The 18,396-nt window shown below is 62.6% G+C and carries 15 protein-coding genes; 5 read left to right on the forward strand and 10 right to left on the reverse strand.

Annotated features, from left to right (window positions below; all coding sequences use genetic code 11):
- Positions 1–60: 60 nt before the first annotated feature.
- Positions 61–963: a 2-hydroxy-3-oxopropionate reductase gene (locus tag Q0263_RS13180; RefSeq protein WP_298016927.1), complete on the reverse strand. Its 903-nt coding sequence runs from the start codon at positions 961–963 to the stop codon at positions 61–63.
- Between the two features lie 41 nt (positions 964–1,004).
- Positions 1,005–1,592, reverse strand: a complete 588-nt coding sequence (locus tag Q0263_RS13185) for an amino acid synthesis family protein (protein ID WP_298016930.1) — start codon at positions 1,590–1,592, stop codon at positions 1,005–1,007.
- A 544-nt stretch (positions 1,593–2,136) separates the two neighbouring features.
- On the opposite strand from Q0263_RS13185, the gene Q0263_RS13190 reads away from it, so the two are divergent.
- Both Q0263_RS13190 and nhaA read left to right on the forward strand, forming a co-directional pair.
- Positions 2,137–2,394 carry a hypothetical protein gene (locus Q0263_RS13190; RefSeq protein ID WP_298016932.1) on the forward strand — a complete coding sequence of 86 codons (258 nt, stop codon included), beginning with the start codon at positions 2,137–2,139 and terminating at the stop codon, positions 2,392–2,394.
- A gap of 190 nt (positions 2,395–2,584) precedes the next feature.
- Positions 2,585–3,940: a Na+/H+ antiporter NhaA gene (nhaA, locus tag Q0263_RS13195; RefSeq protein WP_298016935.1), complete on the forward strand. Its 1,356-nt coding sequence runs from the start codon at positions 2,585–2,587 to the stop codon at positions 3,938–3,940.
- 83 nt (positions 3,941–4,023) lie between these two features.
- On the opposite strand, the gene Q0263_RS13200 is transcribed toward nhaA, so the two are convergent.
- The 4 genes from Q0263_RS13200 to Q0263_RS13215 form a co-directional block, all read right to left on the reverse strand.
- On the reverse strand, positions 4,024–4,338 hold the full coding sequence (locus Q0263_RS13200; RefSeq protein WP_298016938.1) for a DUF4148 domain-containing protein: 315 nt from the start codon (positions 4,336–4,338) through the stop codon (positions 4,024–4,026).
- A 222-nt stretch (positions 4,339–4,560) separates the two neighbouring features.
- Positions 4,561–5,586 (reverse strand): DUF4351 domain-containing protein, encoded by a 1,026-nt coding sequence (locus Q0263_RS13205; RefSeq protein WP_298016941.1) that lies wholly within the window; start codon positions 5,584–5,586, stop codon positions 4,561–4,563.
- A gap of 149 nt (positions 5,587–5,735) precedes the next feature.
- Complete coding sequence (locus Q0263_RS13210) at positions 5,736–6,797, reverse strand: glycosyltransferase family 2 protein (RefSeq protein WP_298016943.1); 1,062 nt, start codon at positions 6,795–6,797, stop codon at positions 5,736–5,738.
- 163 nt (positions 6,798–6,960) lie between these two features.
- Positions 6,961–8,061 (reverse strand): FliC/FljB family flagellin, encoded by a 1,101-nt coding sequence (locus Q0263_RS13215; protein ID WP_298019092.1) that lies wholly within the window; start codon positions 8,059–8,061, stop codon positions 6,961–6,963.
- Positions 8,062–8,307: 246 nt separating this feature from the next.
- Here Q0263_RS13215 and Q0263_RS13220 point away from each other — a divergent pair, with 246 nt between their 5' ends.
- From Q0263_RS13220 to Q0263_RS13230, 3 genes are all read left to right on the forward strand, one after another.
- Positions 8,308–9,570, forward strand: coding sequence for an integrase arm-type DNA-binding domain-containing protein (locus Q0263_RS13220; protein ID WP_298016946.1), 1,263 nt, complete (start codon positions 8,308–8,310; stop codon positions 9,568–9,570).
- A gap of 138 nt (positions 9,571–9,708) precedes the next feature.
- On the forward strand, positions 9,709–10,560 hold the full coding sequence (locus tag Q0263_RS13225) for a flagellin (RefSeq protein ID WP_298016948.1): 852 nt from the start codon (positions 9,709–9,711) through the stop codon (positions 10,558–10,560).
- A gap of 176 nt (positions 10,561–10,736) precedes the next feature.
- Complete coding sequence (locus Q0263_RS13230) at positions 10,737–11,744, forward strand: hypothetical protein (RefSeq protein ID WP_298016951.1); 1,008 nt, start codon at positions 10,737–10,739, stop codon at positions 11,742–11,744.
- A 13-nt stretch (positions 11,745–11,757) separates the two neighbouring features.
- On the opposite strand, the gene Q0263_RS13235 is transcribed toward Q0263_RS13230, so the two are convergent.
- The 4 genes from Q0263_RS13235 to Q0263_RS13250 are packed head-to-tail and all read right to left on the reverse strand — an operon-like array spanning position 11,758 to position 18,164.
- Entirely contained in the window at positions 11,758–16,140 is a 4,383-nt protein-coding gene (locus Q0263_RS13235; RefSeq protein ID WP_298016953.1) for a glycosyltransferase, read from the reverse strand.
- A 46-nt stretch (positions 16,141–16,186) separates the two neighbouring features.
- Positions 16,187–17,308: a DegT/DnrJ/EryC1/StrS family aminotransferase gene (locus tag Q0263_RS13240; protein ID WP_298016956.1), complete on the reverse strand. Its 1,122-nt coding sequence runs from the start codon at positions 17,306–17,308 to the stop codon at positions 16,187–16,189.
- Positions 17,308–17,769, reverse strand: a complete 462-nt coding sequence (locus tag Q0263_RS13245) for an acyltransferase (protein ID WP_366140712.1) — start codon at positions 17,767–17,769, stop codon at positions 17,308–17,310. The genes Q0263_RS13240 and Q0263_RS13245 overlap by 1 nt, the downstream gene beginning before the upstream one ends.
- On the reverse strand, positions 17,769–18,164 hold the full coding sequence (locus tag Q0263_RS13250; protein ID WP_298016959.1) for an FdtA/QdtA family cupin domain-containing protein: 396 nt from the start codon (positions 18,162–18,164) through the stop codon (positions 17,769–17,771). The genes Q0263_RS13245 and Q0263_RS13250 overlap by 1 nt, the downstream gene beginning before the upstream one ends.
- Positions 18,165–18,396: the final 232 nt, after the last annotated feature.

Below are 18,396 nucleotides of genomic sequence, written 5' to 3' on the forward strand. Positions count from 1 at the left end.
CTGAGTGGTGGTCGGGGTGATCCCCAGGTTTCAGACAGCGGCCGGCACGACGGGATCAGATCATGCCGATGGCTCCTGGCCTATTTCGAATTGCGAGAGCTGCTCCAGCGCCCGCACCAGGCCCGAGTGATCCCAGCCCGCGCCGCCCGAGGCGATGCAGGCGCTGAACAGTTGCTGGGCATGCGCCGTCGAAGGCAGGGCCAGATGCAGGGACTTCGCGGCATCCAGAGCCAGATTGAGATCTTTCTGATGCAGGGCGATGCGAAAACCGGGCTGGAAAGCGCGCTTGATCATCCGTTCGCCCAGGATGTCGAGCACCCGGGAACCGGCCAGGCCGCCCAGCAAAGCTTCGCGCACTTTGTCCGGCGCGGCGCCGGCGCGGGCGGCAAACAGCAGCCCCTCGGACACGGCGGCGATGGTGAGAGCCACCACGATCTGGTTGGCCACCTTGCAGGTCTGCCCATCGCCAATGCCGCCCACTCGCGTGATGTTCTTGCCCATCAGGGCGAACAGGGGCCGGATCCGTTCAAACACCGGTTCGCGTCCGCCCACCATGATGGACAGGCTGGCATTCCGCGCCCCCACATCCCCGCCGCTGACCGGCGCATCCAGGTAATCGCAGCCCAGCGCCTCGATCCGGGCGGCATATTCCTTGGTCTGCACCGGCGAGATCGAACTCATGTCGACCACCACCTTGCCCGCGGAGAGCCCCGCGGCCACCCCCGTCTCGCCGAACAGGACCAGGTCGACGTCCGGGGTGTCGGGCAGCATGAGAAAGATCACGTCGGCCTGCCGGGCCACCTCCGCGCCGCTGGCGCAGACCACGGCATCCGTGGCGGCGATGGGCCCCGGAACGGCGCTGCGGGTGTGCACATGGACTTTGTGCCCCGCCGCAATCAGGTGGCCCGCCATGGGCGCGCCCATGATGCCCAGACCGATGAACCCGATATTCTGCATGTCCATGTCTCCTGCTCGTCCTGAATGTCGAACCCGCGCGGGCTCCGTCAGGCAGTCTCGTGCTTCAGGCTGTCCACCAGTTTGCGCACGGTCGCCTCGCTGGCGCCCTCGATGCGCGCATTGGGCCGGCCGGTGGCATAGGCCACCGCCAACACGATCTCGTCCGCCCTGGGCGCTCCCGGAATGCGAATCTCCATCGTGTCCATGGCGTCGTAGTGCCAGCCTTCATCGATGCCGCCCAGCACAATATCGATGGAAGTGCCCGGCCCGCCCCGCTTGCCGTTGCCTGGAATCAATGCATAGCCCGACCGGATGGCGGCGCGGATCGCCAGACCGATGCGGCAGTGAATCATCGCGGCGCCCTGCTCCAGGTCGCCCGACTCCCCCACGATCACCCCCTTGCCGAAAGCGACCGGCTGGCGATCCCCCAGCAGCGCCAGGCTCCTGCGTACCAGCAGCTCGCCGATGCGGGCCGACTCGGCCATGCAGTCCTCCAGCACGGCGTCGCTAGCCCGGCCCCGCGCGGGATTGCCGATCACCGCGCAGGCCGCCGCCCGAATCGCCGCAGGCTGCACAGCGGCCCCCGAAGCTTGCACGATCTCCTGGGTGAACACATGAATCTCACGAATTTCCATAGCCATATGCCTCATCAACGCGGGAACGGGTCGCCAGGGAACAGCTGCGGTGCTGTGGCCCTGCGCAATGCAATCGATAGTAGACGTAGTTTCCTATAGGAATTCACTTTGGGGAATCACCCAGGAATGAAAGGAAACGTCCCCGACATGGATAGGATCATTCCCGGATTCTTACTAACTATATGATATTAAACAAACTCATGGAAAACCCCCGCGCCGTGAAATTCCCGAAATATGGGATCCATTCGGGTAAATCATAAGTAAATAGTGGACAAAAACTGTTTTTTGTCCACTATTAAAAATACCCATGCCAACCAGCGAGGGATTGCGCCAAGCTATCGCCGCTACGCACCGGATACACCCGCATCGGGACCGGGATGCCAGCGGCGGTGGCCGGCAAGACGTAGGGCCGCCGCCACATTCCGCCTGCAAATAGTGTGTCAATTCTTGATGAAAGCCGCAAAGAATGGAGAACTTCCTGATCTGTGTAACCGGCGGCAATATCCAGCGCCCACGCGCCCATATTGCGACCATAATTCCAGCCATGAAAACATCCATCGCACATCGCGCCAGCCGGTTCGCGGTCCTGCTGGTTGCCGTATCCGCCCTGGGCGGATGCGCCGTCTACGAGCCCGCCCCCGCCTACTATGACGACGGCGGAGTGGTCTACGGCGGACCATCCGTCTACGTCGCGCCGCCAGTGTACGTGGCGCCGCCCAGCCTTTACTTCGGCTACAGGTCGGGGGGCTGGGGACACAGGGGCTACCATCGCGGCTGGCACGGCCGGCATGGCTGGCGGTGATGTAAGGTGTTCAGCCAGCCAGTCCCGGAATGCGCGCTTTTTGCCGCGCGGCGAGATTCAATCGCATCTCGCATCAAGGCAATCGAACTTCTCGATACCACCCTGTAAAATGCTGGCTGGGTGTTAGCTGCATGTCGCAGCGGGACAGGTTCATGCGTCGGTCGGGCTGCCACGCGGAGTCCCGACGACCATGAATCGCCAAACCACGCGGACGGATCTGCCGCGCGCCCAGTTTCTGGCTGAACGCGCCTTCGCCACCCTCGAACGCTTCCTGCACATCGAAGCCGCCAGCGGCATCGTGCTGTTGATGGCCGCCGCCGTGGCCCTGATCTGGGCCAATTCGCCCTTTGCCCACAATTACCACGCGCTCTGGCATTTGCCGATGTCGCTCGGCATTGGCGGCTTCACCGTCGCCCAGTCGCTGCACTTCGTCATCAACGATGGTCTGATGACCATCTTCTTCCTGGTCGTGGGCATGGAAATCCGTCGCGAAATCCATGAAGGCGCCTTGAGCGATCTACGCCAAGCCAGCCTGCCCATCATGGCGGCGCTGGGCGGCGTGGCCGTACCCGCGTTGATCTATACCGCTTTGAACGCCGATCCGTCGCGCCTTCAAGGCTGGGCGGTGCCCACCGCCACGGACATCGCCTTTGCCGTGGGCGTGCTGGCACTGCTGGGCCGGAGCATTCCGGGCAACGTCCGCGTCTTTCTGCTGGCGCTGGCGATCATCGACGACATCATCGCGGTGCTCATCATCGCGCTGTTCTATTCGGGCGGCCTGGACCTGTCGGGCTTTCTCGTCGCCGCGATGGGCATCCTCGTGGTGCTGGGCTTCCAGCGCATCGGTGTGGGCTCGGCCTTCGCCTACGTGCTGCCGGGCGCCATCGTCTGGATTGGCCTGCTGATGACCGGCGCCCATCCGACGCTGGCCGGGGTGGTGCTCGGCATGCTGACGCCCGTGGTGCCGCTGCCCACCCGCGAGCGCCCGCTGGACATGGTGGCGCACGCGACACAGAAGCTGCGCGACCACGACGACGCCAAGGACGCCCACCACCTCGCCATGCCGCTCAAGCAATTGCGGCTGGGCCAGCGCGAACTGCTGCCGCCCGTGGTGCGCGTGCAAACGGCGCTGCACCCCTGGGTGGCATTCGGCATCATGCCCCTGTTCGCGCTGGCCAACGCAGGCGTGAGCATGGACGGCATCGACCTGTCCGCCACCGGCCCGCAGTGGGTGATGGCCGGCGTCGGCCTGGCGCTGGTGCTGGGCAAGCCGTTGGGGGTCGTGGGCGTGAGCTGGCTGATGGTCCGTTTGGGCTGGTGCCGGTTGCCGCCCGGCGTGTCGTGGGGCGGCATTGTCCTCATCGGCCTGCTGGCGGGCGTGGGCTTCACCATGTCCATCTTCATCGCCATGCTCGCGTTCGACAGCGAAGTCCTGCTGGGTGCCGCCAAGCTCGGCGTGCTGGCGGGATCGCTGGTGGCCGCGTTGCTGGGGTTGGCGTGGGGCACGATGTACCGGCGCAAAACCAACGCCGTCCGCGCATCGTGATGATGCAGCCGATGCCGTAGCGCCTGCCGCGTGCGCGCAGTCCCGAAGGCTCGGAAAATGCCCGGTTCTGAACCGGGACGTGATTACAGCGTCTGGGGATACTGTTCGTTTTCCCCGATGGTCAGCAGGCCGGCGCTCTTGGCTTCCTTCAGCTCGTTCAGGACCTGGGCGCGGGTCAGGGCCGGGCCTTCGGATTGCAGCTGGGGATAATCGGCTTGCTCGCCCACGGTGACCTGGCCTTGAGACTGCGCCACGCGCAGTTCATGGACGACCTCCGCGCGGGTCTGGGTGCTGGGCGTCGCGATTTCCGGGTAGTTGCTCTGGTCGGCCTGAGCGATGCCGGCGGAGGCGAGACCCAGGGACAGAACGGCGATGGAGGCGGCGGTAGCGACTTTCATGATGGTTTCCTTCACGTTTAGGGTGTGTCAAAGCAGGACGTTCACGGGCTTTCCGCTGGGTGATTCGTGTCCTGCTCTGTTGGAAACAGTGTGCGCTTTTGCTGCGCCGCGATAAACGGGGCTACAGCCCATTCATCTTTCTATTTTTGGTGGTAATTAGCAGATCACCCGCATTATTCGGTCGTTACTTCGGGTAAAACGGGGGTCTGGGGCTCGCCTGAATCAACCCCGGAACACGTCTTCGAGTGCCGACGCATCCAGAATGTTCAGCGACCAGGTTTCCAGTTCAGACGCCTTCGCTGAAAGAATGCGCTGCACAGTGTCATCGGACAGCGGGCCAAAGCGGCGCTGAACCATGCCCAACAGCAGCTTGGCCTGGCCCGTCCGCATCCCCTTTTGCAACCCCTTTTCTTCACCTTTGGCCATACCATAGCGCTCAGCAATCGTCACGTAGCTCATGTTGTACTCCTGCTCCAGCTGGCGGGCAGCCAGGTGATATTCCACTTCCAATTCGGGCGGCAGCCCGATGACCCATTCCACCAATCGCAGCAATTGGCCGATCTGGTCCCTCGTATAACCGTAGCCATACAACCGCCGGGTCAGGCTCACCAGCGGCGCCAGCCGCGTGGCCTTGTCAGGATGGCCCGACGCCTGCAACTGGGCCATGATCAGCACGGCAAAGGGATTCAGCGGCGCCAGGCGATCCAGTTCATCCTGGCGGGCGCGCCATCTCTCCAATTCTACAATTGGAAAGGTGAATCGGGTCCGCTGATTCAGGAACCGATCCCGGTAGGTCAGTGTGGCCGCCGGCCGCGTCCCGCCCGTGCGCACAGGCTGATCGATCAGAACACCCAGGCTGTAGATCTGCGGCGGCAGCGGCGATTTGCTCTTGCGCCGTTCCCGCTGGCAGATCAGCACCTTGTATTCCAGCATGCGCCAGCCAAAGACCTGCAGCGCCCGAGGACCGGACAGGCGTCCCTGGACTTCAACATGCACCAGCAGCAACGCTTTGCCGCCATTCAGCAGTTGGACCTGAACCAGTTTGTCTGCGTGGCGACGGCCCTGCGCGGGGGCGCTGGCTCGTTTGACGGCTTGCAGTTCCTTATCCAGAAAGACGATGGGCGCCGACCAGTCGACGGTCGCCTGCAGATCGGACGCCAAGAGCGCCATCGCCTGAGGAAAATACAGCTCTAGCGCATCCTTCCACGGACTGTCGTGATCATCAGCCGGACGTTCTGGATCGGACATGGTAAGGAGGCACCCGGACGACAGAACGCCCATTGTCCGAAGCAGCGCAAGTCGCTCCTAGCCGCCAGATCTATCGAGGAATGAAAGGTCACACCCGCGGAATCAATCCAGGAACAGGCCATCCAGTCCCGCATCGAAGGATCAGGAAGCTACACCGCCCCCTTCCGCATCTCCGCTGCCCGCCCTCTGAACACTTCCGCCTCGTCAGGCCGCCCCGTATTCTCGTACAGGACAGCCAGGTTCTGCGCAGCCAGGTAGCTGCCCCGGCCGGCGACGGAGTCCGACAGATCGGGCCGGTCGCCGATCTCCAGGCATTTCAGCCAGCTGGATTCCACAATGGGCAGGAATTGGGATTCGGCCTCATCCGGATGCTGTATCGCCCAATCCAGAAAGATGTCCGCCACGCAGAAGAAATAGTCGGGGGAATCCTGCCAATGGGGAAACTCGTTTTCCGCCAGCAGGATGGCGTTTTCCAGCTGGCCCGCCTGCTTCAGGGAATACAAAGCCCGCACGATCAAAGCATGCCGGTAGCTCAGGTCGGCCGCCGCATACTCGATGGCCGGCAGGAAATATTCCACCGCCTCGGCATGGCGTTCGTAGATGGCCAGTTCCTTGCCCAACTGGTACAACAGATAGGGATCCCGGGGGGACTCCGACAAGGCCAGGCGCAACAGCGCCTCATTCCGGCCCTTTTTCGCCTCAAGCCCTTCCGGCATATAGCCATCATGGCCGAACCGAACGTCCAGCCGCTTTCGGGCCAATCCGCGATCGTTGACGGGTTGCTCATGAATCCTGCCGGCATAGCGAACGCCTCGGGGCAGAATGCGAGGCACCCATTCCGTCGACTCCCGAACCTCTCCGCCTTGCACGAACCGATTCACGATGGAAACCTGGCCGATGAAGGGCTCCGGCCCCAGGGCGTGCAGCACCGCGTGACCGGACTCCAGCCAATTGTCGGCATCCAGGATCAGATTCCAATCGGCAGTGGAGTGATCCAGCGCCGCATTCCGGGCGGCGGAAAAATCATCGACCCACTCGAAATGGTGCACCCGGGCGCCATGGCGCTGCGCAATCGACACCGTTTCGTCCGTCGAGCCCGTATCCAGCACGATGATGTCATCGACGTGCCCCTGTACGCTGGACAGGCAGCGGGCCAGGGTGGCCGCGCCATCCTTGACGATCATCACCAGGGCAATCGTTGGGAACTTCATGAGGAGCCTCACGCTTTTTTCCCATTGTAGCCAGGGCCTTCCCAGCGCCCGGACGGATCAACGCGGGGCTCGACAACTCACACCTCAAGAAAAAAGCCACTGACTCGCGCCAGTGGCTTTTTCCGCACAGGCGGACGAAACCGCCTGTTATGGCTGCATGAAATTAACGCAGCAGGGACAGCATGGTCTGCGGAACCTGGTTGGCCTGCGCCAGCACGGCGGTGCCGGCCTGTTGCAGGATCTGGGCACGCGTCATGTTGGACACTTCCACCGCATAGTCGGCATCTTCGATGCGCGAGCGCGCGGCCGACAGGTTATTGACGGTGTTGTTCAGGTTGGCGATGGTCGATTCGAAACGGTTCTGGATCGCGCCCAGGTCGCTGCGTAGCGAATCGACCTTTTGCAACGCACTATCCAGAGCAGCCAAAGGGCTCGTCGTTTTCGTCACGACGTCAGCAGCGTCAGTGACAATGTTCGTAACCTTTTCACCAACAGTCAACGAAAAAGAAGAGTCGCTGCCATCACCCGCGGTACCTGTGGTGATTGTGAACGTAGCAGACCGGTAGCTACCATCGCTATCCTTGACATAGTAATTACCACCGGTATCTTCGAGAATATCAGCCGCTGCGTAGTCAGTGCCATCAGCCTTTGTAACATTAGCAGTGAAGTTGGCAGGGGTTTGGCTATCGTCATCTTGCAGATCTGCCGCAGCCGGGGCTGCGAGGTCAGCCTCCAAAACGGTTGAGCGAACACTGAAATCACCCAAACCCAACGTCGTAGCGTTGATCTGCTGCAGATTCACATCGATGGTTTCGCTGTCGTTGGCACCGACTTGGATGGTCAGGGCGCCATTTTGCGCCAAAACCCGTACACCGTTGAATTGGGTTTGTGCGGAGACACGATTAATTTCGTCCAAGCGCTGTCGCACTTCAGCTTGAATCGAAGCCAGATCCGAATCCGAGTTCGTACCGTTAGCAGCCTGCACCGACAGTTCGCGAATACGCTGCAAGTTGTTGTTGATTTCGTTCAGCGCGCCTTCCGTCGTCTGGGCGATGGAGATGCCATCATTCGAGTTACGGGCGGCTTGCGTCAGGCCCTTGATGTTGGCCGTGAAGCGGTTGGCGATGGCCTGACCTGCAGCGTCGTCCTTGGCGCTGTTGATACGCAGCCCCGAGGACAGGCGCTCGATCGCCGAACCCAGGGAGGACTGGGATTTGTTCAGGTTGTTCTGGGAAACCAGAGCAAGGTAGTTAGTGTTGATAATCGTTTTAGCGGAATTTCGCTCAACTAATCACCATCTATCGATACGTTTCGTTGCTTTGGCAGGGACATCCCTTGAGAAAATAGTTGACGTCACCTCATTGCAAGGGGCACGTGTGTATATAAATGTGTATATCGATCAACGCACCTATGTCATTGACAAATAAGACATTCAGTACAAATTCCCCTATCCAGGCAAAAAGCAATGTGTATATATCTGTGTGCTCTTTTGTAACGGAGAAAGCAGCACATGACTCAGAACCTTCTCTCGACCCGAACCATCGACTCGGCCAAAGCTGCTGGCAAGCCTTACCACCTCCGAGACGGCGGCAGCCTGTTCCTGTCGATCCAGCCTAGCGGAAGCAAGCTTTGGCGCTACCGCTACCGTCTGGACGGCAGGGCCCAGGTGTACGCTATCGGGCGGTATCCCGACATCACTCTCGCTCAAGCTCGCCAGGAAAGAGACCGCGCGCGGGACCTGATACGGCAAGGCATTCATCCTTTATCGGAGCAAAGCGCTGACCAAAATGTCGCTGCTTCCGCTCCTCCCTCATTCGAAGCGGTCACGCGCGCCTGGCTGGCCGCCAATCCACAATGGAGTCCAAGCTATTCCCGCCAGATACGGAGATACTTTGAAAAAGACATTCTTCCGGCCATAGGAGACGCCGCGGTCGCCGATCTCACGCCGGCGGACATCCGCGAGCTCATTTCATCCATCGCAGAGCGAGGCGCCAGATGTGCCGCATTGCTCACACAGCAGTGGATATCCCAAGTTTTCTCTCATGCCATCGTGCAGGGACAGCGCGAGGACAATCCAGCGAGTCTGCTCAAAGGCCTCGTCAAACGCGCTGCCGTGCGTCACCATCCGCCGCTGGGTTGGTCCGACATCCCGGGGTTCTTCCAGCGTCTGGACGCCTGGGACGGATACTCCGACATCGCCATCGGCCTGCGTCTGCTGGCGTTGACGTTCGTGCGCCCCTCGGAACTGCGATTGGCCCGTTGGCAGGAGTTCGACTTCGACAATGCGATCTGGACCGTTCCCAAGGAACGCATGAAGATGCGCCGTCCGCATATGGTGCCACTGGCCCAGCAGACCGTGACGCTGCTGCGCTCGTTACGCACCAAGTCCTGCAGCAATTCCATGCTGTTTCCCAACCATCGGGATACAGACCGTGAACTTGCCGCCAGCAGTTTCAACCACGCCATCGAGCGCCTCGGCTACGGCGGGCGATTTTCCGCCCACGGATTCAGAGCAACCGCCACGACCCTGCTTGGTTTGCTGGGCTATCCGGACAAACTGGTTGACCTGCAACTGGCACACCGTAGGCGGGACACGTCTCGCGCCCCCTATGATCATGCCCGGTTCGTTGGCTCTCGCACACTGCTCATGCAGGACTGGGCCGATATTCTGGAAGCCCTGGCCGACGGGAATCGGTACGCCCAGTTGTCCCAGATGTTCGGTCCGTTGTCCGAGCGCAGGACCATGATGCTGGCCGTGATCGAGCGAGAGTGAACAGCCGGCCAAAAAAACATCCAAACCACCCTAAAGTTCTCTGCCCCCCCTCCGTTAACGGGGCAGAACAGGAGGTCACTCAGTTTGTCATCCTGGGCAACAAGGGCGGATCTCCGCCGAACAACTTAGGAGTCTCTCATGGCTGTTATCAACACCAACTACCTCGCTCTGGTCTCCCAGAACAACCTGAACAAATCCCAGTCCTCCCTGGGTTCGGCGATCCAGCGCCTGTCCTCGGGCCTGCGCATCAACAGCGCCAAGGACGACGCCGCTGGCCAGGCTATCGCCAACCGCTTCACCGCCAACATCAAGGGTCTGACGCAAGCCGCCCGTAACGCCAACGACGGTATCTCGATGGCGCAAACGACGGAAGGTTCCCTGAACGAAATCAATAACAACCTGCAACGTATTCGTGAACTGACGGTCCAGGCCTACAACGGGACGAACTCCTCCGACGACCTGAGCTCGATCAACGCTGAAATCAAGCAGCGCCTGGACGAAATCCAGCGCGTCGCCGATCAGACCCAGTTCAACGGCACCAAGGTCCTGAACGGTTCCTCCGCGTCCGGCATCGCCATCCAGGTTGGCGCCAACGACAACGAGACCATCACGATCTCCGGCACCGACGCCCGCGTCAACACGCTGCTGAGCGGCACCACCGCCATCACCTCCGGCGGCCTGAGCGTCACCACCTCCGGCACCGTGACCACCGTCACCTCCGGCGCGCTGGCTGAAATCGACACTGCCATCAACAACGTCGACAAGATGCGCAGCGACCTGGGCGCGATCCAGAACCGCTTCGAATCGACCATCGCCAACCTGAACAACACCATCACCAACCTGTCGGCTTCGCGTTCGCGCATCGAAGACGCCGACTACGCGGTGGAAGTGTCCAACATGACGCGTGCCCAGATCCTGCAACAGGCCGGCACCGCCGTGCTGGCGCAGGCCAACCAGGTCCCGCAGACCATGCTGTCCCTGCTGCGTTAATTCACGGCACCGCATCGGGGCGGGTTCATCTCGCCTCGCGCATCAAGGCCGCCGGATCGTCTCCGGCGGTTTTTTTTTGCTGCCGGCCAATCGTCAACCGCCACGCAAGCAAGCGCGGGCGGCGCGACAAGGCGGCCCTCCTCCGGAATTCTGTTTCGTAACGCCCCGACTTCATCATGGCCCGAAAAATTCTGATCATCCGCCTGGCGGGCCTGGGAGACGTCGCCTCCATTCTGATTCCCGCCGTCGGGCTGATCCGCGCCCAGGAACCGGATGCCGTGATCGACGTGCTGACCTACGGAGCGGGCATCGAGCTGATGTCCCTGTGCCAGGACGTCGACGACGTGCTGGGCGTCACGCAGGAGCAATGGCCGCGCGATCTGGCGCCCGCGACCCAGAGCTTTCTGAATATCGCCCAGGTGATCGCTGCGCGCGACTATGATCGGATCCTCTGCCTGGACACATGGTTCATGCCCTGCTTCCTGGCGCAAGTCCTGATCGACATCGGGCTGAACGCGGAAGGCAATCATCTGGACCGGCCGGTGAACGACTTTTTCACCGCGCTGCACGCCGGAACACTGCCGGCGGACTACTTCGGCACGGCCTTCATGGCCAGCAGCTACCCGCGCATGAAGGACTGGTTGCGCTCCTGGTGGCTGACGCCGCAGCCCCACGCCAATTACCCGGAATACTATCTGATCCATTGCTGCGGACTGGGCGATGCCATAGAGCCGGACCTGCCCATCGAACCCGACGCCGCATTCCGGAGCGCCGCAGCGGGACGCCCGATCATCGCGGTATCATTTCGCGGTACCACGGCCATCAAGCACTACAAACAGGCGGACGCGCTGACCCGCCTGCTGCAAAAGGCGGACTATCACGTCTGGACGGGATTCGACGGCAGCCAGCCCATGGGCACGACTCTCGCGCGCCTGGCCTCGACCGATCTGCTGGTCACCGTGGCGACCTCCACCCAATGGCTTGCCAGGCTGGCAGGCTGCCCTTCCCTGATGCTGCCGGGCGCCATGCACCCCGCCATACTGGGCGCGGAGCACACCATGGGGCGAACCGTGGATTGCCAGTACTGCTGCCAGCGGGGCTGTCCCGCCGGCCGCGACTACGCCTGCATGGACGTGCCGGCGCAGGACGTCATGGACCAGGTCCGGCGCATACTGGCCGGGTAGGTCCTTCCCGCGCTCAGGCGCTTTCCGGCGCCACGCCCCAGGCGCGAGCCCACTGATCCAGGAAGCCGCCTTCCAGCATCCAACCCTGCAGAACGGCATCGCGCAACGCGTCGCCCTTTTCCGCCAGGGCGCCCGGATCGGCCAGATGCGCGCGAATGGCCTCCACCCAATCCTGATGGCGGTTGCGCACGAGCGTCACCGGCAAGCCGCCACGATACGGCTCGATCGCCGTGGCGATGACCGGCACCCCGCACGCCCCCAGTTCCAGCAAGCGCAGATTGCTCTTGCAGCGATTGAACTGGTTGATTTCCAGCGGCACCACGGCCAGATCCAGATTCAGGCTGGCCAGTTTTTCCGGGTACCGGTCGATCGCCACCCCCGGATGGTATTCACACGACACGTCTTGCGGCTTCATGCCCATGAAGACCCATTCAACCTCGCCTTGCAGGTCCTGGACCACGGCGCGAATCTCGGCCAGATCGCCGGTGTGGCTCACGCCACCGGCCCAGCCCACGCGCATCTTCCGCCCCGTGCGACGCTCGCTGACCAGGCCGCGCCATGGATCTGCCGGCAGGCCGTTCAGGGCCACGCGGATATCGGCGTGGTAATCCATGTACTCCTGGGCCAGCGTCGGCGTGGAGACCACCAGCCAGTCGACCTGCTCGATCGCGCGCCGCATGTTCTTGATCACGCCCTGAGGCAGCTTCTTGCGGTAGATGCTGCGCGTCGGGATGTTGGGCAGATAATCGTCGAATTCCAGCACGACCTTGGCGCCCGTGATCTCGCGATAGCGCCGGATCTGGGTAAGGATGCCTTCATTCAGCCAGGCGCCCTGCAGCACGATCACATCCGGCTGGATGCGGGCCACGTCGGTGAAATGGAAATCGCCATGCTTCAGCCCGCCTTCCAGGCGCAGCTCGGCCCCCATGGCCCTGAAGGGATGCAGTATCCGGTAATGGCCGCAGCCCTGCCAGTCCGCATGGGCCGCCAGCACCACGGGCAACGGTCTGCCCGGCAGCGGTTCCTGGATCCGCGAGGCGTCGGTGCTCAGGTCGAACCCCGGGGAATGCCTGCCCAGGGCTGGATGATAGTTCGGGTCTCGGGCCAGCTGCGGCAGCCACCGATGGTACAAGCGGTCGCGCTGCTCGTCATCCGGGCTGGTCTCCAGGCCGAACTTCTCGGTCAGCAGGCGGGTCGCGCCGCCCATGTGCAGCAGGCCGGTGTCCGGCTCCAGCACCAGCAGATACCCCGCCTGAGTCGCCTTCAGACACAGGTCCGTATCCGCGTAATAGACCGGAAAGGATTCCGCATCGAAGCCGCCCAGTTCGTCGAAGACCTCGCGCCGCATCATCAGGCAGGCGGCGCTCAACGCGCTGACGTTCTGCTGGACGGTCAAGCGGTTCATGTAGCCCTGCCGATCCGACGGCAAGCCCCGGAACGCCGCGCCGACGCTCTCGTCCATCCCCAGCACCTGGCCGCACTGCTCCACCCCGCCATCCGGCAGGTCCAGGCGCGAACCCGCCATCCCGACCTCGGGCCGCAGCGCGTGCCGCAGCAGGCGCTCCAGCCAGTCGGGCCGCGCACGCGACGCAAACTGGATATCGTTGTTCAGGAACAGCAGCACGTCCCCGCGCGCCTGTCCGGCCGCAAAATTATTGATGGTTGCGAAATCGAACGCCTGCGGCCAGCGCAGGACGCGAACCCGATCCGCGCCCATGCCTTCGAGTCCGGCCAGAAATGCCACGGCATCGGGCTCGACGCTGCCGTTGTCCACGATCAGCAATTCATAATGCGGATAGGCCGTATGCTCCATCAACCCTTCGACGCAGGCTCGCAGGACCGGCAATTGATCGCGCGTGGGAATGATGATGGACACCAGTGGTTGTGCGGCCAGGGGATACTCGACGCGCTGCAGGCCCGGCGACACGCCCGGTTCGACCCGCGCTTCCAGGCCCATACGCACGAAATGCGCCTGCGTCACCGCCGGAAACCAGGTCATCGTTTCCGGATCGCGAACCCACTCCATCAGACTGCGGCCGCCCAGCTGCAGGACCTCGGGCACGTGCGCCACCACGGGCGGACCGACCTGCTCCACCAGGCGCCAGATCAGATCGACGGGCGCCAGATCGGCGACCCGTTCATCCATGCCGCCCGCCGCCTGAATGGCCGCCGTGCTGATCACCGGGCTGCGGCCGATATAGGGATAACTGCGCAGGAGATCGACGTTGAAATCCGGCTTGAGCATCGGATTGGCCGGCGCATCCGCCTCCAGGACCGCCTCGTCCGCATACCAGACCAGGGGGTCGGGCTTGCGCAGACGATATTCCCCCATGGTCAGCGTCGCGTGGGGCACCAGGCGGTCGCCGGCATACAGGATCCACAGGAAATCCGGCATGCCGCCCTGATCGATGCGCTCCGACAGCCGCTTCGCCCAATGAACATCCGTGTGCAATATCTCGATCCCGTTGCCGGCCGCCTCATCGGGAATGCCGTGGCCGATCAGCCAGACGCCATCGACAGGCCTGTGCTGAGCGCCCAGGCTTTCCAGGGTTCCCACCAGCGACTGCAGACCCGCGCCCGTCGGCACGATCACGACCACACCCAGCGTGCCCACGTCCGGGTTCGCCTGCAGCAGGGTCCGGACCGCCAAGACGCGAGAGGAAGAAGGCGAACGATCGGCCAGCCATTCAGGAACGCCCCAGGGCTTCTCCCGAGGAGCCTGACCGGCCAGAACAATCTGACGCCCCGTCTGTACGCGATCATTTCCCGCTTCCGGATAGCGGGCATAAAGCTTCCGGTAGAGCGGCAGCAGCCGATCCCGCTCGCGCGCCAGCATGTGGTCGGCGCCGCCCGAGACACGCTGGCGGACCTCCGCAGTGACCCGCGGGATCCGATGAACCGGATAACGCTGCGCCAGTCGGAGCAGCATGTCCCAATCCTCAAAGGCCGTCAGTTCGGTATCGAAGTTGCCGACCTCGGCGACCGCCATGCGAGGATGCGCCCAGGTATTGACCGGGATGTAGTTCTGAATGAACAGCTTGTCACGATCAAAAGCGTCGTGAGCGGTCGGGAAGGAGCGGCCGACTTCGATGCGCGCATCGTTTTCGAGCCTCTCCTGGACATAGACGACGTCGGTATAGACCAGCGTGTCGGGATGACTTTCGAACGCTTGCGCCAGACATTCCAAGTGATCCGACAGATAAATGTCATCGTCATCCAGGTAGGCGACATAACGCCCGCGCGCACGCTTCAAGCCGGCATTGCGGGCTGCGGAAAGGCCCTGGTTGCTCGGCTGGTTGAAGTAAATCAGGGGCAGCTCGCATCCATCCAGCAGTTGCTCCACGGGCTCTCCGTGATCGTTCACCAGGATGACTTCGAAATCGCGGAAAGTCTGCGCCGCCAGACTGGATAGCGCGTCTCGAAGCAGGCCGGGCCGGTTATAGGTCGTGACGATGACGGAAAACAGCGGCCCCGCCTCTTCGAGCGGCCCCGTCATGGGACCGAGCAGCTGCCGGCGGACATTTCCCGCGCGCGCGGCCAGCGTCTTCCGGGCAGCCTCCGGATAGGCGTTCTGGCGGCTCTGGTATAGCCGCCAGATGGGCAGCGCGGCTTCCCGGATCCGCGGCGCCGTCGCTGCGTCAATCAGACAGCGCTCCAGGATCTCCGTGTGTTCCAGCAAAGGGCGGGCGTCGGCGTAAAACTTCTGCGAAATCTGTCCGCCGTGGATCCGATAGCCGACCGTCGCCTGGCACAGGAACACGAAATCCGGATGGACGGCGGCGATCCGCAGCCAAAGGTCCCAATCCTGAGCCAGCAAATGGTCCCTGGCCAGCGTCCCGTCCGGCAACGCCACCGTATCGAGCATGGAACGACGCAATATGGCCGCCGACGGCGTAATGTAATTGTCGTAGCTCAACAATCCGGCGATTTCATTGCGGCCGCCCGCATAGGACGCATCCCGGTGGCCGGGGTGCACGGCGCGACGGATCAGTTCCCCCGACTCATCGATCCAGTTGCACTGAACATAGCCCAGCATGGCCTGCGGCGCGGCGTCCATGGCCGCGCACAGCGAACGGATGTGATCGGGATACAGGACATCGTCCGACCCGAGGACGACCACGTAGCGGCCCTGCCCGGATCTCAGGCAGCGGTTGTAATTGCCATTGAGCCCCAGATTCTTTTCATTGATCTCATAATGAAAACGGGGATCATCGACATAGCGATCCAGCACTTTGACGGAATCATCGGTCGAGCAGTCATCGAATACCTTCAGCTCGAAGGCCACGCCCTCCTGGGCAAGAATGGAATCGATCGTCTGCCCGATGAAACGGGCGTTGTTGTAGGACATGACCGCAACGGTCACGTCGACAGGCTGATTCTGATAGTCGCTATTCATGGAAACAGGAAACCTCGAAACTCATACGGGCGATTCTTGAGCGCCGTCACGATGGGAATGCATTGCATGCGGAAATCACATGCTCGATCTGTTCATCGCTCATCCCCGGCCACAGAGGCAGACTCAACACGGAGCCGTGAATCCCGTCCGTGATGGGGAGATGAACATCGAAGCGTCCTGCAAGGGCCCGCTGGCGATGCGGGGGTGTCGGGTAATGAATGAGCGTCTGGATGCCCTGCCGCCCCAGCCACTGGCGCAGCGCATCGCGCTGCTGGCACCGGACGACAAAAAGATGCCAGACATGCGATACGTCATCGGCAGGCGCGCCGCCTCCGGCATCCGGCAAGCGGATCAAGGGGTGCCGGATGCCGGCCAGATAGGCAGCCGCGATGCGGCGGCGCGCCATGGCGCTCTGGTCGAGCCGCCGCAGCTTGACGCGCAGCAGCGCCGCCTGCATCTCGTCCAGGCGGCTGTTGACCCCTTCCATTTCATGCACATACTTTTCATGGGATCCGTAGTTCCCCAAGGCGCGCACGACAGCGGCGGTATCGGCATCCCCGGTCGTCACGGCCCCGCCGTCTCCGAGCGCGCCCAGATTCTTTCCCGGATAGAAACTGAATGCCGCCGCGTCGCCCCAGGCGCCTGCCCGACGCCCGTCCACGCACGCGCCATGCGCCTGCGCAGCGTCTTCCAGAACCAGCAGGCGATGCGCTTCGGCGACGGTGCAGATACGCGGCATGTCCGCCATGCGCCCATAGAGGTGGACGGGAAGGACGACTCGCGTACGGGGCGTGATCGCCCGCGCGGCGGCCTCCGGGTCCAGGTTGCAAGTCAGCGGATCCGGCTCCACGAGCACGGGCGTCAATCCGGCGCGGATGACCGCCAGGATCGTGGCGATGTACGTATTGGCCGGCACGATCACCTCGTCGCGCGGCCGCAGCCGTCCCTGGTATTTCCAGGCCTCCAGCGCCAGCCACAAAGCATCCAGGCCATTGGCCGCGCCGACGGCATGGGAAGCGCCGCAATAGGCGGCGAACTCTTTTTCAAAGTTCGCCAGTTCGTCGCCCTGGATATACCAGCCGGAATCGACCACCCTGGTCAGTCGATCGAGCAGCTCAGTCCGATACGCGGCATTGATGGCCTTCAGATCGAGGAAAGGAACATTCATCATACGTACCGGATGACTCTGGCCGGATTTCCGACGACAACGGCGCGATCGGGCACATCCGCCGTCACGACGGCCCCCGCGCCGACCATCGCCGACTCGCCGATCCGCAGGCCGGGCAATAACGTGGCATGCGCGCCGATACTGGCCCCGCGGCAAACGACCAGACGAGGAAAATCGGCGGGATACTGCCTGGATCTAGGAAACGGGTCATTGGTGAATGTGGCATTCGGCCCGATGAACACATCGTCTTCAATCCGGATGCCGTCCCACAGGTAGACCCCCGACTTGATCGTCACCCGGTCTCCGACGACCACGTCATTCTCGATGAAGGTGTGGGCGCAGACGTTGCAATCCCGACCGACGACCGCGCGCGGCAGGATCACGCTGAACTGCCAGACCCGGGTTCCGTCGCCGATCCGGCTCGTCTGCACATCGGCCAGGGAATGAATGAAGGCCGCCATCAGAGGCATTCCAGAAACCGGGGATAGCTGCGAATGTAATCGGCCTCATCGTAGTGTTCGCTGGCAAGCACCAGCAGGACGCAATCCGGCGTGAAATCGTGCATTTCCCGCCAGATCATGTTCCGGATCATCAGCCCCCGGGTCGGGGAGTCCAGCACCGCTTCTTCCCGCGACCGGCCATCGTCCAACACCATACGGCAGCTTCCGGTCACGCAGACGGCGACCTGCAACAGACTTCGATGGGCATGGAACCCTCTGGAGACCTTTTCCTTCGTGCCGAACAGGTAATAGACCCGGCGAATGGGAAACGGCACCGTCTTCTGGCCTTCCAGGGCAACGAGAGATCCACGGTCGTCACCCAGAGGAGGAAATTCAATCCACTTGATCAAGCTCATTGCGGTAACACTCCAGCCCCAATCGAATCCGCCATATATCCTGAACCGACGCGCAAAGCCCCGAAGTCCGGACATGCCCGGGAATTCAAGACAGACAAAGGCCCGCATCCCGCCAGACACCCGCCTCGCACAGGATAGCAGAGGACAAGGCGCGTCAATGACGGAAAAAGAGGGGCATTGGCGAGGGTGTTGGACGTAACGGCGCGGTCCGTCCGACGCGCCCTGCTCCCGC

The sequence above is a fragment of the uncultured Castellaniella sp. genome (genome assembly GCF_937988725.1).
Taxonomy (GTDB): domain Bacteria; phylum Pseudomonadota; class Gammaproteobacteria; order Burkholderiales; family Burkholderiaceae_B; genus Castellaniella.

Coding starts and splice junctions, on each gene's coding strand:
- nhaA (WP_298016935.1), top strand. CDS start 2,585: ATGAATCGCCAAACCACGCGGACGGATCTGCCGCGCGCCCAGTTTCTG.
- Q0263_RS13230 (WP_298016951.1), top strand. CDS start 10,737: ATGGCCCGAAAAATTCTGATCATCCGCCTGGCGGGCCTGGGAGACGTC.
- Q0263_RS13185 (WP_298016930.1), bottom strand. CDS start 1,592: ATGGAAATTCGTGAGATTCATGTGTTCACCCAGGAGATCGTGCAAGCT.
- Q0263_RS13235 (WP_298016953.1), bottom strand. CDS start 16,140: ATGAATAGCGACTATCAGAATCAGCCTGTCGACGTGACCGTTGCGGTC.
- Q0263_RS13250 (WP_298016959.1), bottom strand. CDS start 18,164: ATGAGCTTGATCAAGTGGATTGAATTTCCTCCTCTGGGTGACGACCGT.
- Q0263_RS13220 (WP_298016946.1), top strand. CDS start 8,308: ATGACTCAGAACCTTCTCTCGACCCGAACCATCGACTCGGCCAAAGCT.
- Q0263_RS13245 (WP_366140712.1), bottom strand. CDS start 17,769: ATGGCGGCCTTCATTCATTCCCTGGCCGATGTGCAGACGAGCCGGATC.
- Q0263_RS13210 (WP_298016943.1), bottom strand. CDS start 6,797: ATGAAGTTCCCAACGATTGCCCTGGTGATGATCGTCAAGGATGGCGCG.
- Q0263_RS13240 (WP_298016956.1), bottom strand. CDS start 17,308: ATGAATGTTCCTTTCCTCGATCTGAAGGCCATCAATGCCGCGTATCGG.
- Q0263_RS13200 (WP_298016938.1), bottom strand. CDS start 4,338: ATGAAAGTCGCTACCGCCGCCTCCATCGCCGTTCTGTCCCTGGGTCTC.
- Q0263_RS13225 (WP_298016948.1), top strand. CDS start 9,709: ATGGCTGTTATCAACACCAACTACCTCGCTCTGGTCTCCCAGAACAAC.
- Q0263_RS13205 (WP_298016941.1), bottom strand. CDS start 5,586: ATGTCCGATCCAGAACGTCCGGCTGATGATCACGACAGTCCGTGGAAG.
- Q0263_RS13190 (WP_298016932.1), top strand. CDS start 2,137: ATGAAAACATCCATCGCACATCGCGCCAGCCGGTTCGCGGTCCTGCTG.
- Q0263_RS13180 (WP_298016927.1), bottom strand. CDS start 963: ATGGACATGCAGAATATCGGGTTCATCGGTCTGGGCATCATGGGCGCG.